Here is a 17182-nt window from a genome sequence, read left to right on the forward strand (position 1 = left end):
CCAACCCGATTATGTTGAAGACTCATGGCAGGTTTATTGTCATATTAACTAAATTATCGCGCCAATATTGTTCACGGATCACGAAATTCCCGGATATGCTCTCATATGATGTGAGAGTTCCGTAAAAATGACACCAATCGCATAAGCCCCTGCATCGGGATATCCAAGGCTGCGTTCACCCACTGCCCCGGCGCGTCCCATGCGGGCTACGATATCTTCCGTCTTTTTGGCCCCTTCCACGGCAGCTTCCGCTCCTTTGGCAAAAGCCGTCTTGAAATCATCTCCCGCCTGCGCACTGGCAGCCCAAGAATCCGCACAAGGCACCAAGGCGTCAATCAGTGTCTTGTCTCCAACAACGGCTCCGCGTCCAAAAGACCGTTCTCCGGTCGATTGAATGCCTTGAACCGCAGCCAGCATCATGCCGGCAAAATCAGAGAGGCCCAGTTCCTTTTTGGCGCCCACAGCTTTAGCGGCGGCACGGAATGCAGAACCCCAGATTGGACCCGAAGCTCCCCCGCAATATTCCATAATAACCAGAGAGCAGGCATCAAGAAAACTGCCTATATCTGACTTGCCTTCCGCCAGAATATGCGGCCATTCCCGTTTTAACTGGCGGAAGCCTTTGGCGATGCTCATCCCGAAATCACCATCACCGGCATGCGAATCAAGTTCACAGAATGGCACTTCGTTCGCAATAATGATCTCGCTCATCTTATCGATTAAATAAACCATATTATCCAAGGTGAAGGTATTATTCTGGATGGTAGCATAGCTCTCGGGTGTTTCAGCTGTGAACGATACCGTACTTTCCTGACTGCTCTCCTCGATCACTTCGACGAATTCCCCGCTTTCAGCAGGACCGGATACTTTAAAAGCAGGCGTATCGCTTTCCCGGGACAGCAGCTCTTTCAGTTCCGTATCCAGCTTCATGATCGTGATTGAAGCTCCCACCATGTCAATGCTCGTCATGTAGTTTCCGACGAAGGTTCTGTTCACCTTGATCTGGGGTTTATGGGCGAGCTCCCGGGCCACGGAGTTGTTCAGCAAATACAGCTCCTGAAGCGGGGTTGCCCCAAAACCATTAATCAGCAGCGCAATTTCGGCAGGCTCTCCGCCTTGGATGGACAAGTCCTGCAGCAGTGCCTCCACCATCCGCGCGGCCAGCGTATCGGCTGATTCCAGTTTGTCGCGCCGGATACCCGGCTCTCCATGAATGCCAACACCATATTCCATCTCGTCCTCCGCAAGCTCAAAGGTTGGAGTCCCTTTGGCCGGAACGGTGCAGGAAGTGAAGGCAAAACCGATGCTGCGCACGTTGCCAGCCGCCTTTTCAGCGGCAGCTTTGACCTCGGCCAGGCTGCGGCCTTCTTCTGCCGCGGCGCCGGCAATCTTGTGCACAAGTACAGTTCCGGCAACTCCCCGCCGGCCTACGGTATACAAACTGTCCTTTACGGAGATGTCGTCATCGACCCGCACATAGTCCACTTCGATGCCGTCTTCTCCCGCCAGGAACGCGGCATTTTTGAAGTTCATCATATCTCCGCTGTAATTTTTGATGATCATCAGGGTCCCTTTGCTGCTGGCCGTCGCTTTAATAGCCTGATAGACCTGAATCTGTGATGGCGAAGCAAAAATATCTCCGCATACCGCCGCATCCAGCATGCCTTTGCCGACATATCCCGCATGAGCCGGCTCATGGCCGCTGCCGCCGCCGCTGATCAGGCTGACCTTATTCTTGTTGATCTCTTTCTTCTTGATTACTTTATATTTCCTCACAAACTCAAGCTCCGGATGCGCCAAAGCGATACCGTTGCACATTTCGAGCACGATGTTCTCCGTCTTGTTGATAATTTTCTTCATTATTTGGCCTCCCGGCGCGCTTTGTAGCTACTGCCAAGCCGGTCTGCTGCAGCGATCGCAGCCGCCACTTCAGTTCCAGTGACCGGAAAAGGCATTGCATGAATGGATTCTTCCGGAATGCAGGCTTTTTCTGCGACCTCCAGCAGTTCTTTTTCGGTAATATGCTCTACGCCAATATCGGCCAGACAAACAGGCAGACCCACTTCGAGACAGAAATCGAGTACTTGATGTAGCTCTTCCGTAGGTGCATTCTCAAGGACCAATTGGGCAATGGTGCCAAAAGCGACTTTCTCCCCATGATAATAATGGTGGGTGCCTTCCAGAATCGTCAGACCGTCATGGATGGCATGCGCCCCTCCCAGCCCCGCACTTTCAAAACCAAGACCGGACAACAGGATATTTGTCTCCACAATATTCTCCAGCGCCTGGGTCACCTTGTTGCAATCGCATGCCGTTTTGGCTTTGGCACCGTCCTTAAGCAGCATTTCATAACACAGGCCAGCCAGCGCCAGCGCAGCGTTAGTGCCCACTGCGGGTGGACATACTCCCTCTCTCGAACCCATAGGCAAGCTGGCATTAACTCTGGAATAAGACTTGGCAGTGGCTCTTGCTTCAAAATAGGTCGATAAAGCGTCTCCCATTCCCGAGACCAGGAAACGTGTAGGGGCATTCGCGATCACCGTTGTATCGACCAGAACCACACTTGGACTTTGCTTGAAATAAGCATAATCATCAAAGGCTCCATCCGGTGTGTAGAGCACTGCCGAATGACTTGTTGGCGCATCTGTGGCTGCAATGGTTGGACAGATAATCAGCGCTTCGCCCTTAGCTACGCATTTGGCTGCATCAATCGCTTTGCCTCCGCCCAAACCCACGGTGCAGGTGCAGCCTTTTTCGCTGGCGATTTGCTGTAACCGGGCGACTTCCTCGCGTGAGCATTCCCCTCTAAAACCGCTTTCAACAAAAGTAATCCCGAACTTCTCCGACGTGGCAGCAAGCTTGTCCTGAACCCGTTTCACATCATCCGCATGGGCAATCAGCAACGCCGATGTTCCAAAAGACTTCACGAAATAACCCAAATTCAATAATTCGTCTTCGCCCTGTACGTATTTCGTTGGACTAATAAACGCTTTTCTCATATGAATATAGCCTCCCGTTTCTTATAACTTAACCAAAATTTTGATCCTTTATTAGAGTATACAGAAGGAATTTGCCTATGACAGTGGAATATCATTACTAATAATTATAATTATGAATCGTAATTTTTTGCACTTTGGAGGCGAGAATACCATTGATCCATGACTATTTACACTTAAATAAAATCCTCGACCTGAACAAGTGGAAACGCCTGCAGGACTCGCTCGCTACGGTAACCAAGCTGGCTATACTGACGGTAGATTATAAAGGGAACCCCGTTACCGGTCACAGCAGCTGCCAGTCCTTCTGCAGCAATGTCCGCAAAGATCCCGAGCTGCTGCCCCTCTGTCAAAAATGTGATGCCCGCGGGGGCCTCGAGGCCGTTCGCCTGAACGCGCAATACGTCTATTTATGCCATTTCAATATTGTGGATATTGCCATTCCCATCACCATCGAAGATCAGTATATCGGTGCGGTTATGGCCGGGCAGGTCAAGCTGGCTGACCCCGTCAGCGGCCGCGATCTGGAGCAGATTGTCACCGTCAAGAACAGCTCCCTGCATCTCAGGAAGCAGAAACATCTGCAGCAGTCCTATGATGACATCCCTACCATGACCTATGAAGAGATCATCAAGATCGCCAGCATGCTCTCCCTCCTCTGCAACTATATTGTAGAAGAAGCTATCCACAAAAATGTACTGACAGAGATGTTCGAAAAAGCGGCCGGAAAGGAGGAGGCGCTGCACATTTCAACCCTTTTGCCCGGCTTCACCATTAAAAATATCGAAACGATCAAAAAGGAAATGACCACAGCCATTGCGGATGCGTACCTTAAAAACACTGCCGCCGATGTAAGGATATGCGCGAATCCTGTGCTGCAGCCTGCTTTTGACTATATCTTCTCCAACAAGAGCAAATCTGTTGCATTAACACATATGGCAGAGCTGTGCCATCTCAGTCCCAGTTATTTCAGCAGATTGTTCGCCAAGGAGACGGGCGAGAACTTCACCGGGTATTTGGCCAGGCTGAAGATGAAATGGGCCAAGCAGCTGCTGGAAATTACAGATCTGCCGGTGGCCCAGGTCAGTGAGGAGCTGGGCTTCAATGAACCGGGTTACTTCATCAAGACCTTCCGCAAGTTTGAGCATACGACCCCGGCCCTCTACCGCAAGCAGCTCAAGCAGCGTTGACAGCAAACAATTGAAGCTTCAACCGGATCATGCTAGTATTATTCTGGCAATACAGACCGATCACGAGAGGGGCACATTTCTATGTATGAAAAGAAAGTCACCTGGCTTGAGCTCTTCTACGACCTGTTGTTCGTAGCCGCTGTCTCCAAAGCCACCCATGTGTTATTGCACGTGGAGCATAACAGTATTTCACTGGAGCATCTGGCTAAGTTCATCCTCATTTTTGTGCCGATCTGGTGGGCCTGGGTGGGCCAAAGTGTCTTTATCAACCGTTTTGGCCGGGACAGCAAAAGCCACCGGATCTTTATGATCCTGCAGCTGTTTTTTGTACTGATAATGACCGCAAGCCTGAACGTCGATTTTGACGCCAATTACTTGCCCTTCCTGATCGGATACATCGGCCTGAGGGGCTTGACCGCAGTCCAATATCTCCTGTCAGTTCGGACAGAGACCGCGCACAAGCGCAACACGGCCCGTTTTTTCGGCACCTATTTTTGGCTGGGCCTTTTCATTTCCTGTCTTTCGCTTTTCTTTGACTCCTATATCCGTTATATCTTCCTGTATGCCGGGATTTTTGCAGACATCCTTGTTCCGCTGATCGGCCGCAGAATCCTGGTCAAAACGCCCATTCATACTGCACATCTGCTGGAGCGTTTTGCCCTGTTCACCCTGATCCTGCTTGGCGAGTCTGTGATCAGCATGCTTGCTGTCCTGCAAAGCCATACCTTTACAGCTTCCTCCATCCTGTTCGCCGTGCTGGCCTTTGCGCTCGTAATCGCGATCTGGTGGCAATACTTCGAGAATGTGGAGAAACATATCGACAAGTCCAAACAGACAGCCGGCCAGACGATTATTTACGGCCATTTGTTTATCTACTTTTCACTCAGTATGATAGCCGCTTCCATCCAGCTGCTGTTCGTCAACGAACTTCATTATTTCTTTATGCTCTGCTTTGCTTTCGGCTCCGTGCTGATCTATTACCTGTCAGTGATGTTTATGCTCTACCAGTACAAATTCAATCACCTGCGGCCCAGCTTCAAGGTCTTTACGCTTCTCACCGGAACCCTCTGTGCATTGTTTGTGCTGAATTTGTTCATCACCGCTTCACCGCATCTGATCATGGGCGAGCTGATGGTGTTCTTTCTCTTATTTGCCAAAGCTACGTCATGAGCACGAACGATCCCGGCAACCACTCGTCACCGGGACCGCTGTGCAAGGAAGCGGACTCAGATGCTCTTTATTTGAGGCAACGAAGGGCATTGTGCTTTTTTGCGGACTCAGGTGCTCTTATTGTATGTTCTCTAGCCCAAAACGAGGGTGAATGGATCATTACTTAAAAAACAAGGGGTGTCCCAAGCCATTTCATGGCTTTTGGGACACCCCTTCGTTTATATATCACCAGTTACTCTTTCACGGCACCTACCACAATTCCGGTTACGAAAAAGCGCTGCAGGAACGGATACACCAGCAAAATAGGCAAGGCACTGATAAAAATCTGCGACGCCCGCAGCGTACGCTGCGTGCCGTTGACCAAGGCGTTCGAATCAATCTTGGACATATCCGCTTGAACGATAATCGTCTGCATAAAGGTCGCCAGCGGCAGCTTCTCCGAATCGCGGATGTAGATGATCCCGTCGAAGTAGGCATTCCAGTGTCCGACCATCACTAACAATGAAATGGTGGCAATCACCGGCAGCGAGACCGGCAAATAAATACTAACGAAAGTACGGAACTGGCCCGCCCCGTCAATGAAAGATGCTTCCTCCAGATCTTTGGGCACCGTGCGGAAGAAATTCAGCATCAGAATGATATTGAAGACCGCCACCAGACCCGGAAGGATCAGTGCCATCAGCGAGTTCATCAGCCCCAGCTTCAGAATCAGGATATAGCCGGGGATCAGCCCCCCACTGAACAGCATCGTAATCACAAAATACCACAAATAGATATTGCGGGCCCGAAAGACCCGGCTTTCTTTGGAGAGCGCATACGCGGCAATCGTGTTGACGATCAGGGCAAGCGCCGTTCCGAGTACGGTCCGTTCCACCGACACCCATAAAGAGGCCAGGAAATTGGCGTTATTAAAAGTCTTGGCATAGGCCTCAAGGGTGAATCCGATCGGCCAGAAGCTCACGAGTCCCGCATTCGCCGGAGCCGATGAACTGAGGGACACCATCAGCAAGTGAACGAGCGGCAGCAGACAAAGCACGGATACAGCCGTAAGAAAGATATTGTTAAACAGACTGAATACCCGGTAGGACAATGTTTTATGGTACATAAGACGGTTCCCCCTTTCTAGAAGATTCGGTATCCGGCGAACCGGTAGGCCAGACGATACGAAATGACGATCAGGATCAGGCTGATTACGGATTTGAACAGATTAACCGCCGTAGCGAAGCTGAACTGTCCGCTTAATAGACCCTCACGGTATACGAAGGTATCGATAATATCGCCCTGCTGGTAGATCAGCGGGCTGTACAGGTTGAAGATCTGGTCAAAGTTGGCGTTGAGCACATTCCCCAGTGCCAGTGTTGCCACAACAATTGCAATCGGAATCAGCGCCGGAATAGTAATATAAAGCGTCTGTTTCCAGCGGCCCGCCCCGTCCACTTCCGCCGCTTCATACAGTGAGGGGTTGATCCCCGACAAAGCAGCCAGGAAGATAATCATGTTGAAGCCGAACTCTTTCCACACATCACTGACAATGACTGTGAACCGGAACCAGTTGCCGTCGCCCAGGAAGAATATCGGCTTGATGCCGAATACGCCAGAGAGAAATTGATTGATCAGCCCTGTCTGGGCCAACATATCAATCAGGATCCCCGATAAGGTCACCCAGGACAGAAAGTGCGGCAGATACACCATCGTCTGGATGGTTCTTTTGAGCCCCATCTTGCGGACTTCATTCAGCAGCAAAGCGAAGAAAAACGGAATAATCAGGTTCATCACCATCTTGGAGCAGGCGAATAACAACGTATTCCACGTAATTTTCAGAAAATAATCATTTTGCCACATGTATTCAAAGTGTTTGAGTCCCACCCAAGGAGAATCGGCGAATCCTAGTGCCGGCTTGTAATCCTGGAAGGCCATCAGAATGCCCCCCATAGGGATATAGGAAAAAATAAACACCAGCAGTGCTGCAGGCAACACCATAAAATGGAGCACCCAGGGCTGCTTGGAGCCTTTTTTTCTTGGTACGCGCGGCGTTTTTCCAGGATTCACCTGCTGTACAGTGTTAGCTTCCATCGCTCTCTCCCGCTTCCGAAAATTTATTTTGTGTGTTGTATGAATCTCTGCTATAAATAGTAGCAAGCATTTCCGAGGTTTGACTATATTACTTTGTTAGGCTTGCATAGGGATTTATTAGGCAGGGTCTGGGGGGACAAGGATGCATCTAAGAAAAGGATTTACTTACATCAACGAAAAGGTATGGTCAAGATTCAGTCTATTCGCCAAAATGAACAGCTTGATTATTGTCTTGTTTGTGCCGATTATTATCGTCTATACGTATTCTAACGACGTTACCTTTAAGGTGGTCAGCCAAGAGCTGCAGGAATCCAATACGAAACAGCTCACGTTTTTATCGAGCCAGATTGATTCACGAATCAAGCAGATGATGGATTTCAGCCTGATTTTCTCCAAGGATCCGAATGTGCAGAAGTTCAACGGGCTTAATATATGGGAAGACCGGTATGACCGGATGCAGACCCGGTATGTCATTCAGGAAAAAATGGCGCTGCAGGCCGGAGTGGCCGATATTTGGCCGACCCATTACGCCGTATATTCGCAGCAGAATAAAGACGTCATTTCCAACCACACCCAAATTCCGAACTATGATGACGACTATCTGAAACGGAATATGAGCGGCAAATGGTCCTATGGCAACGGTGAAACCGAAGCTCCGGGAACCTTGAAATCCTTCTACTGGTTCTACAGCGATTCGCTCGCCCAGCCTGGCGTACTGACCGGCAGCAATCTTATCGTTGAAGCGAGCTTCAGCTATCAGAATATCCAGAATATGCTCGACACCTATAAGGCCGGAGGGCAAGGCGACCCTTTTTTCTACCACAAGGGAGAGCCGCCTATTCTGAACCGCAGCGTGGATACGGAGCTCACCGGTGAATTAATCCGTTACCTGGATAAACATTCCTCCGGCACTCAGTCTCAGCATGTGGTGAAGCTGAACGGCGAAAATTATCTGGTCAGTACGGTCAAGTCCTCTTATCTGGATTGGCAGCTGGTTGATGTCGTCCCGCTTGATCAAATTCTGGGTCCCATTTCGGTCAGCCGCAATCTGTTCTATGTCTCGATGTTCCTGCTGTTCCTGGTCGGCTTATCCGCTTCTATCCTGCTGTACCGGAATGTGCAGCGGCCGATCAAAAAGCTGATCCGCGCTCTGCGGCGTGTGCAGCGCGGCGATTATTCAGTCAGGCTCCAGGCGGATAACCGCAATGAATTCTCGTTTCTGTTCCACCGGTTCAATGATATGTCACGGCAGATTCAGGACCTGATTGAGAATGTGTTCAACGAGAAAATCCGGGCGCGCGAGGCAACACTGAAGCAGCTGCAAGCTCAGATCAATCCGCATTTCCTGTATAACTGCCTTGGTTATATTATCAATATGGCCCAGTTGAAGGATGAGGAAGCCGTCGTATCCATGGCCTACAATCTGAGCGCTTACTACCGTTACACCACACGAATGGAAAAGGAGACCGCTTCGCTGGGCGATGAAGTCAAGCTGCTGGTCAACTATCTGGATATTCAAAAGCTGCGCAACGGCAGGATCGAATACCACATCGATATTCCTGCCGATATGCTGGCGGAGTCCGTCCCGCGGCTTATGCTCCAGCCGATCGTGGAGAATTCCGTGATTCACGGGGTAAGCAAATCTTATTCCTCCGGGGAGATTCGGATTACCGGCGAGCGCTCCGGCGGGATCTGCAAGGTCTACATCGATGATGATGGACCGGGCCTTACGCCGGAGCAGGAGGCGGCCTTAACCGGCAAAATGCAGGAGCCCCTGCAGGAAGAGATGGGCTGCGGGCTGTGGAACACCAATCAGCGGGTCATCCACCAATTTGGCAGCGGGTCCCGCCTCCATTTCAGCAAATCGCCTTTGGGCGGACTCCGGACAGCCATTATATGGGAAATTACCGCTGAAGAAACGCTTTTACACTATTCGCAACTTCAAGGAGGACACACTCTTGCAAATGATCATTGTTGATGACGAAGCCCATTGGGTAGACAATTTATCCCTCACCAAACCCTGGCATACCTTTGGCATCGAGCAGGTTCATAAAGCCTACTCCGGCATGGAAGCCCTGCAGATCATCGCCACCCATCCCATCGACATTGTGATCTCGGATGTGCAAATGCCGGAAATGACGGGAATCCAGCTGATTGAGACTATCCGCAAGCAGGATAAAAGAATCAAGTGCATCATCCTGTCAGGACATTCCGATTTTGATTATGCCAAGCAAGCCCTCCAGCACAAAGCGGTGGATTATCTGCTGAAGCCTCCAACCGACGACGAGCTGTTCGGTGCGGTAGAGACCGCCATTCAGCAAATCAACAGCGAATGGGAGCTGGTCAGCTCACTGGAACGGACACAGTTCACCTTGCGTGAGAACCTGCCGCTCCTCAAGGGGCAGCTGCTCCTGGACGGTCTGCAGGGTCACCGTATGTCTCCCGAAGAATGGGAACGGAAGCTGACGAACTATGGATTGCCTTTCCATGACGGGGAATGTGCGCTTATGCTGGTCCGGCTGGAGGAGGAATTCGGGCGGTTCAAAGATAACGGACAACCCTTGATCGAATATGCCATTATCAACATGGCCGAGGAAATTATGGGTGAGTTCATGGAGGTCTGGGGCGTTAAAGAGGAACATGGATATCTGGTCTTCTTGCTGCAGATGAAGGCCGGCGGGCCGGCTATAGAGCAGGAGTCCATGCTGGAGAAGCTCTCTTCGCAGCTTCAGAACAAGGTCAAGCAATTCCTTAAAGGCTCCTTGTCCATCGTAATTACTGCATGGTTTCCCTTCCCGGCACAGTTGTCCGAACGCTTCCGCAAGGCAGCCTCCTATTTCCGCCAGATCGTCGGTGACGAGAGGGAATTTGTCATGCGCGTCAGTGAAGGGGAACCGTCTACAGAGCCAGGGCCGCTGGATGCGCTCTACCTCCCTCCTACGCTGATTCATCTGCTCGAAGCCGGCCACTGGGATGCTGCCGAAGCCAAGCTCCTGGCCGTATGTGCCGAGCTGGAAGAGAAATTCCCCGTTTCCTGGGAGCACTGTATGGAGGCCGGGTTTGTCATCACCGCTTCTTTTACCAATCTGGCTCACCGCAACGGACTTCGGCTGGGGAATTTACTCGGAGCGGATATTGAAGCGCTGCAGAACGGCGAGGCCTTTGCCTCCATCAACAAGCTCAAGAAATGGTCGATCGGTGTCCTGCATAAGCTGCAGGAGGGCACCGCCAGCGACGTTAAGGATATCCGCTCGTTGTATGTGAAGAAAATCCAGGAATATACCGATAAGAATCTGCATCTTGATGTCTCCCTGCGCGTACTGGCGGATCATGTCAACCTGCATCCAACCCATCTGTCCAAAATCTATAAGATCGAAACAGGGGAAGGCATCAGCGAATATATCTCGCGCCTGCGGATGGAGCGGGCCTGCCATATGCTGAAGACCACTGTGAAGAAGGTCTATGAAATCAGCAGGGAGATCGGGTATATGGACCCTGCCTATTTTATAAAAGTGTTCAAACGCCAATTCGGGGTAACGCCGCAGGAATACAGGGACGGCAAAACAACAACATGAGAGAGTCCTATCAAAACTAACAAACTCATATAGATGGTCTCCCCTAAAGGTTGGTAAAGTAACAGCATGAAACGATCACATACAGCAGGGGGAAAAGAAGAATGATCAAACTCAGACAGATTAGTTCGCTTCTTGTAGCCACAGCGCTTGTCACACTTACAGCCTGCGGCGGAGGAGCGAATCAGAACTCGAACGCCGGAGCAGGCAATGGTACAACCGCCGGGGAGAACGCAGTAGCGGATGCCGCATTTGCCGCCGGCAAATATGATCCGCCCATCGACATCAGCACCGTACTGATTGCGAAGAAATATGCGAAGGGCGAAAGCAAGGACGATAACGTGCATGACCGCTGGATGCTTGACACACTCGGTATGAAGCTTAATTCGGACACTTGGTATCCAGCCAGTGACGACCAATATAGACAAAAGCTCCAACTGTCCATTGCATCAGGTGAGAAGATGCCTGATTTCGTAACTGTGCCGAATAATGCGGTGCTGACCAATCAGCTCATTGATTCCGGCCAGTTCATTGCTATTGATGAGTTGTTCGACAAATATGCCCCGCAAACGCTGAAGGATCACGCCACCGCTCATCCTGAGCTCTGGTATCCGTTCACCAAGGATGGCAAAAAGTACAACTTGCCGATTATGGAATATACCGACAATGACGATACACTCCTGTGGCTCCGTGAAGATTGGATGGAGAAGTTGAACCTTGAAGCTCCTAAAACTATCGCTGACCTGGAAAATATCATGGACAAATTCAAGAACCAGAATCCGGACGGTCTGAAGCCTGCAGAAGTGTTCCCGCTGGCCATTTCCCTGAAGAACAAAACGAATACCTGGATGGGTTCACTGGACTGGTTATTCGGGGCTTACGGTACAATTCAGGAACAATGGAATAAGGATGCCGATGGCAATCTTGAATACGGTTCCGTCAATCCGGGTGCCAAACAAGCCCTGGCGAAGCTGCAAGAGTGGATGGAAAAAGGATATATCCACACCGACTCCGCCCTCTGGGATGAAGGAAAAGCCGCAGAGAGCTGGACCAAAGGCAAAGCCGGTGTTCTGCCAGGCGCGAACTGGGTTCCAGACTGGCCCGCACCCGACCTGCTGAAGAACGTACCCGGTTCCAAGTACAAAGCTTATCCGATCCCGGCCGGACCCGATGGCAAGATCGGCACCAAATGGCAAAATTCCGGGGTTAATGCCAGCATCATGATTAACAAGGATGCCAAACACCCGGAAGCCATTTTCCTGTACTACAACTACCTGCTTGACAACCTGGCCAACCCAGCCGCAGGCAGCCCTTATGAATACGGTTTTGCCAAAGGGTATGACTGGGATATCATCGACGGTAAACCAACCAGTGATAAAGAGAAAATTAAAGATTTCTACAACGAGTTTCCTTTCCTGACCGGTCAGCCCCGTATTCCGGATCTGTTCATGAAGACACTCGTGAAGCTGGCTGACGGTGAGACTCCCGTGACTCCTTACGAGAAGCAAATGGCCGAGTTCCGCAAACCGGAAAACTGGGCGGCTGGAAAGATCGTAATGTCACAGATTGATATCCGCAAGCAGAATTATTTCACCGGAGCCGCTACTACGACTATGGTCTCCAAGTGGAACCTGCTGACCCAGTCCGAATTGGAGACATTCAACAAAATTATCTACGGCCAACTGCCGGTCGATGCGTTTGATGAATTCGTAGCCAACTGGAAAGCAAACGGCGGCGATCAAATTACGAAAGAAGTCAATGAATGGTTCAAATCGGTTTCGGGGAAATAAAGAAATTTAAGCTTGGGGGAATTAGGATCGTTTGTAACTACGGTGAAAGTTTGGACTTCCGGCCGTTGTTGTCCCCGGATTTCTTGATTCATACCGCCCATTGCGGTTGAAATCCAGGGACAAAGACGGACGCTATCGCTCCTACAGTTCCAAATTCCCCCTCCATTACTTCTCTCTGTAATTTCCAAATTTTCTTAAATACCCTTTATAGACAAGAGCAAACAGGGAGCGATCACGAAAGATGATCTGCTCCCTGTTTTATACCTTTTTAGTCCCTATAGTTATGTTTATTATAGTCACGAAAAGTAAGGCCGAACACCAAGGTTTCTGAGCCATCGGTTCCAACTGATGCCGAGAACTCGTATATCCCTTCCGCGTCATCCGGGATTTGCTTCAATTGGCCGGGATCAGTGATATACGCTTTGCGTGCGGAATCATAAATATAAATAAATGTACTATCCTTCACGTAATCCTCCCCATACAATTCGGCAATTTCGCTCTCTTTCATTCCCAGTGCAGCTCCTCTTTCGGTTTTGTACCGTCCCTTCTCAATCACCAGCTTCCCTTGTGCCAGCTGTTCCAGCGTATTTTGATCCAGAACCGAAAGATCTTTAGCCCTATCATCCTTGTAGAATATACCTAAGTTATCCTCATAGGACACTAATGTTCCATCTTTGTCAGGAGCAAATGTAGTCTCTTGAACTGTACCAGCACCTACAATAGCCTCAATTTCAGCCCGGCTCATCCCATAGCAAATCTTCTGATTTTCGTTTTGGGTATCCATCAGACATAAATCTTGTTCATGTAACGCTTTTGGTTTGTTCATGCAACCACTTAATAACATAATCAATATAACCACTGCGAACCCTTTCTTCATCCGTGCAGTTCGTCCTTTCAATGATGAATTCAATATTTCCAGGTTGACAACTCTCTAACTCCGCGCCTATTATAGTAACGTGAGATTGAGATTAAGTAATGTTCATTTTCACTCAAAAGAGCTTTGCAATGTAGCAGTTTGCATAAAGCGATTAAAGGGAACCCCCTTTGATCGCTTTTTTTATTTTAATATAGGATGGTGCAGTGATGAAAAAAAGAATTATAGATGTGCTTATGGTGATCTTCGGTGCTTTTATTTTTGCCGTGGGCATCAACGTGTTTGTTATTCCGAGTGATCTGGGAGAAGGCGGAGTTACAGGCGTGACGATTATACTCTACTATTTATTCGGATGGTCCACAGGCCTCGTCAGTATTATCCTGAACTCCATTCTGCTGGTTGTCGGCTACAAGTTCCTGGATAAAACCACGACCCTATATACCATCGTTGCCGTCGCTTCCCATTCCCTCTTCCTGCAGTTGACCCAAGACTGGTCCATTCATTCGGATGAGCTGACGGTGAATGCCGTATTCGGCGGTATCTTTGCGGGCGTAGGGATCGGCATTATTGTCAGGGCAGGCGGAACCACGGCGGGTACGGTCATTCTGGCCCGGATTGCGAACAAATATCTGGACTGGAATATCAGCTACGCCTTGCTCTTCTTCGATTTGATTGTGGCCTTCGGCTCCGTGTTCGTAATCGGCGTGGAAAAGCTGATGTTCACCATTATCCTGCTCTATGTCGGGACCAAAGTGATGGAATTTATCATCGAAGGTTTAAATCCCAAAAAGGCGGTCACCATTATCTCCACAAAGCACGATCAAATCGCGGCCAGAGTCAATGCCGCTATGGACCGGGGGGTCACCGTACTGACGGGGTATGGTTATTTCACTAAAGCCTCCAAAGAGATCCTCTACATTGTGATCAGCAAGCAGGAAGTCTCCCAGCTTAAAAAAATCGTCCAATTCGAGGACCCCGCGGCCTTTATTACGATTCACGATGTACGCGATGTATTCGGGGAAGGCTTTATTGATATGTCCAAACCATAATGTTGGTTTAACTATAGAACTGCCAAAACACCAGCAGCCCAACGAAAATAATCATTATAATTACAGGCAACCTAACAAACCACTTTTGACTTGCAGATAATGCCGGTTTTTTCTTCTGCCAGTAGAGCGGCAGAGCAACCATAAGCACGGCCGCTACACCGGTTAGAACATAATTAAGGATAATCTGCGGGAAAACCTCCGAATACGCCCGTTCGTTGTTGCTGAGCATTCTAAAGGCCAGAAGCAGATTGTTGACTACCATTCCTGTGCCGGTCAGGGTCAGACCCACCACGATATTGTGTATCACGGACAACGGAGCCGAACGCGTTATCCGCCTTCTTTTATTCAGAATAGCCCGCACGAGCAGAACCAACGGGGCCATAATAAAATACAGCACGGAGACTACCGCCAGGATGGCACTTACAATCAGCACGGGCATCGTTTTTCCCGCAGTCAAAGGCAAATATTCGGTGGTATAGGCATAGATTGACTGCACCTTACCGCCACTCACTTGAAAATGCAGCATGGGCCACATATCCAGTGCGGGGCCTCCGCCCGTTTTTTCATATAAATGGGGTTGAATCTGCTTATAATCAGCTGTCATGCCTGCCAGTGAGATTCGGATTTGATCTTCCCCTGCGGGCTCGACCTTCAGCAAAGTGAGATAGGGATACAGATTCATGAACCCTTTGGCCGGACGCCTTGCAGCAACGTAGCTCCCTTCAAGCTCGGCGGCGTCCGGTAAATTCCCGGATACAGCTGCCGCTTCCTGCTTGCCGAGCAATGCTTTGGTTAGACCATGTACGATGCCCGCTTCAGCCGATTGATTAGTCATAATCACGACTGCAAAATGCTCCTCCGGCACCAGCTGCAGATTGGTCGAGAAAGCTATCGTGTTCCCCCCATGCCCCAGCGTCTTGTGGACGCCCGGGTATTCCCAGAAACCGTGGGCGATTCCGGGCATGTTCTCACCCGCCGCATAACTCTGTGTAAGCATCTCGCTTAAGGTGTCCGGCTGGTCAAACAGTGGTGTGGACGCCTCCGCGGCAGGCATAAAAGCCATCGCGAATTGGGCCAGGTCTTCCGCAGTGCCATTGTTGCCGCCGTTTGGATACATGGACATATAATTCCACGAGCCCCGGGTAAAAGCCCCTTCGCCCGCCAGCAGATACCCCTGCGCTTTATGCGCAAGCAGATCCGGACGGTCTGCTACAGTGGGGTTCGCTGTGCTATGATTCATCCCCAGCTTGGCAAAAACATGTTCCGCAGCATACTCGTAAAAGGTCTGCCCGCTGATCCGTTCCACGATATAGGCAGCCAGAGAATTGCCGTAATTAGAGTACGCTACAACCTCACCGGGCTTATAGATCTGAGCGGGCTGGGCCAGCAGCAACCCTTCTTCCAAAGTGCGCACCTTCTCCGGGGTTTGATAGGCCATATCAAACATGTATTCCTCGAAACCTGCATTATGGTTCATCAGGTTCAACATGGTGATAGGGTCCTCATATTTCAGTTTGGTCAGAAAAGCGTCCGGCAAATAGGTCCGGATATCCGCATTCAGATCCAATTTCCCTTGCTCAACCAGTTGCATGACCGAAGTCCATACCACCAGCTTGCTGATAGAACCCCATTCAAATACAGTTTCGGGTGTAACGGGTATCTGCTTCTCCACATCCGCATAGCCGTAGCCTTTGGACAGTACTATATCACCATCCTTGACAATCACTATTGACGCTCCTGCGGAGGTTTTGCCTATGTAGTTCTTTACATAATCATCCACAAAGGGCTCCAGATTTGACAGTGGAATCCCGGAAGGCGTTGTCCCTGCAGTGCCTCCGGTTCCCTTGATCTCCGCGGATGCGGTTAGACTGCCCGATATCATCAGAACAATCGTAAATATTAGTGCAAAACCTTTTCTCAGCATGTGGAACTCTCCTTTGTCTGTATAGCCGCCTGCAGTCTTCCCTATTTTAGCGGATTTTTCCTCTTTTGGCTGCATAATTTTACAGACAGGTTCACGGTAGACCACAGCTGCTGTTCATCCATTCCACTACCGTTTGCATCCTGGGCTGGCAGCTTCCAATCTGCCCTGTTCTTATATTCCAGTGGGAAACGGCGGTTCCCGCATGTTATAATTTCGTGAATACAAGAAGGAGAATTGACATCATCATGAACAGTCCTATTAGAATCATTAAGCTACCGTTACTATGAGATTAAATCGGAGATAGGCCCTGCGAAGAGAATCTATAAAGAAAAACTCAATACCGTGGCTGAGGAGACAAAATGTTATACCACCGGACTTCTCTCTTGTTCCGCGTTTTGTCATGAGGATCGTCTTCATGAGATGCAGCAAGAACTCATACACAAGCTGCAATTAAAAGTCAATGCCTATAGGAGTGAGCTTCAGCTGAACCAACAGGCTATAGATCGGCACAGATTGTCTGCTGTGCAAAAGCCGGGTGAACCGC

The 17182-nt window shown here is 49.8% G+C and carries 12 protein-coding genes; 6 read left to right on the forward strand and 6 right to left on the reverse strand.

Going from position 1 to position 17182, the window contains the following annotated elements; translation table 11 throughout:
• Window positions 1-78: 78 nt before the first annotated feature.
• Both dhaK and IEY53_RS27090 read right to left on the reverse strand, forming a co-directional pair.
• Window positions 79-1860 carry a dihydroxyacetone kinase subunit DhaK gene (dhaK, locus tag IEY53_RS27085; protein WP_189030553.1) on the reverse strand — a complete coding sequence of 594 codons (1782 nt, stop codon included), beginning with the start codon at window positions 1858-1860 and terminating at the stop codon, window positions 79-81.
• On the reverse strand, window positions 1860-2999 hold the full coding sequence (locus tag IEY53_RS27090; RefSeq protein ID WP_189030555.1) for a glycerol dehydrogenase: 1140 nt from the start codon (window positions 2997-2999) through the stop codon (window positions 1860-1862). The genes dhaK and IEY53_RS27090 overlap by 1 nt, the downstream gene beginning before the upstream one ends.
• Before the next feature lie 152 nt (window positions 3000-3151).
• On the opposite strand from IEY53_RS27090, the gene IEY53_RS27095 reads away from it, so the two are divergent.
• Window positions 3152-4186, forward strand: a complete 1035-nt coding sequence (locus IEY53_RS27095) for a PocR ligand-binding domain-containing protein (RefSeq protein ID WP_189030557.1) — start codon at window positions 3152-3154, stop codon at window positions 4184-4186.
• An 81-nt stretch (window positions 4187-4267) separates the two neighbouring features.
• Complete coding sequence (locus IEY53_RS27100; RefSeq protein ID WP_189030559.1) at window positions 4268-5356, forward strand: low temperature requirement protein A; 1089 nt, start codon at window positions 4268-4270, stop codon at window positions 5354-5356.
• Window positions 5357-5588: 232 nt separating this feature from the next.
• Here IEY53_RS27100 and IEY53_RS27105 read toward each other — a convergent pair whose 3' ends face one another.
• Together IEY53_RS27105 and IEY53_RS27110 are read right to left on the reverse strand one after the other, a co-directional pair.
• Window positions 5589-6461: a carbohydrate ABC transporter permease gene (locus tag IEY53_RS27105; protein WP_189030561.1), complete on the reverse strand. Its 873-nt coding sequence runs from the start codon at window positions 6459-6461 to the stop codon at window positions 5589-5591.
• Window positions 6462-6478: 17 nt separating this feature from the next.
• Window positions 6479-7429, reverse strand: coding sequence for an ABC transporter permease (locus IEY53_RS27110; RefSeq protein WP_189030563.1), 951 nt, complete (start codon window positions 7427-7429; stop codon window positions 6479-6481).
• Between the two features lie 142 nt (window positions 7430-7571).
• Between IEY53_RS27110 and IEY53_RS27115 the strand changes: the two genes are divergently transcribed.
• The 3 genes from IEY53_RS27115 to IEY53_RS27125 all read left to right on the forward strand — a co-directional run bounded on the left by IEY53_RS27115 (window position 7572) and on the right by IEY53_RS27125 (window position 12791).
• Window positions 7572-9407, forward strand: coding sequence for a sensor histidine kinase (locus tag IEY53_RS27115; protein ID WP_229696383.1), 1836 nt, complete (start codon window positions 7572-7574; stop codon window positions 9405-9407).
• Entirely contained in the window at window positions 9394-11004 is a 1611-nt protein-coding gene (locus tag IEY53_RS27120) for a response regulator transcription factor (RefSeq protein ID WP_229696388.1), read from the forward strand. The genes IEY53_RS27115 and IEY53_RS27120 overlap by 14 nt, the downstream gene beginning before the upstream one ends.
• A gap of 101 nt (window positions 11005-11105) precedes the next feature.
• The gene (locus tag IEY53_RS27125) at window positions 11106-12791 is read left to right on the forward strand and encodes a type 2 periplasmic-binding domain-containing protein (RefSeq protein WP_189030567.1); all 1686 of its coding nucleotides are present in this window, start codon (window positions 11106-11108) and stop codon (window positions 12789-12791) included.
• Window positions 12792-13059: 268 nt separating this feature from the next.
• On the opposite strand, the gene IEY53_RS27130 is transcribed toward IEY53_RS27125, so the two are convergent.
• Window positions 13060-13668 carry a hypothetical protein gene (locus IEY53_RS27130; RefSeq protein WP_189030568.1) on the reverse strand — a complete coding sequence of 203 codons (609 nt, stop codon included), beginning with the start codon at window positions 13666-13668 and terminating at the stop codon, window positions 13060-13062.
• Between the two features lie 206 nt (window positions 13669-13874).
• Between IEY53_RS27130 and IEY53_RS27135 the strand changes: the two genes are divergently transcribed.
• Entirely contained in the window at window positions 13875-14714 is an 840-nt protein-coding gene (locus IEY53_RS27135) for a YitT family protein (RefSeq protein WP_189030569.1), read from the forward strand.
• 7 nt (window positions 14715-14721) lie between these two features.
• On the opposite strand, the gene IEY53_RS27140 is transcribed toward IEY53_RS27135, so the two are convergent.
• On the reverse strand, window positions 14722-16638 hold the full coding sequence (locus IEY53_RS27140) for a serine hydrolase domain-containing protein (protein ID WP_189030570.1): 1917 nt from the start codon (window positions 16636-16638) through the stop codon (window positions 14722-14724).
• Window positions 16639-17182 lie beyond the last annotated feature (544 nt).

This window comes from Paenibacillus albidus (assembly GCF_014644435.1).
GTDB classification, from domain to species: domain Bacteria; phylum Bacillota; class Bacilli; order Paenibacillales; family Paenibacillaceae; genus Paenibacillus_AQ; species Paenibacillus_AQ albidus.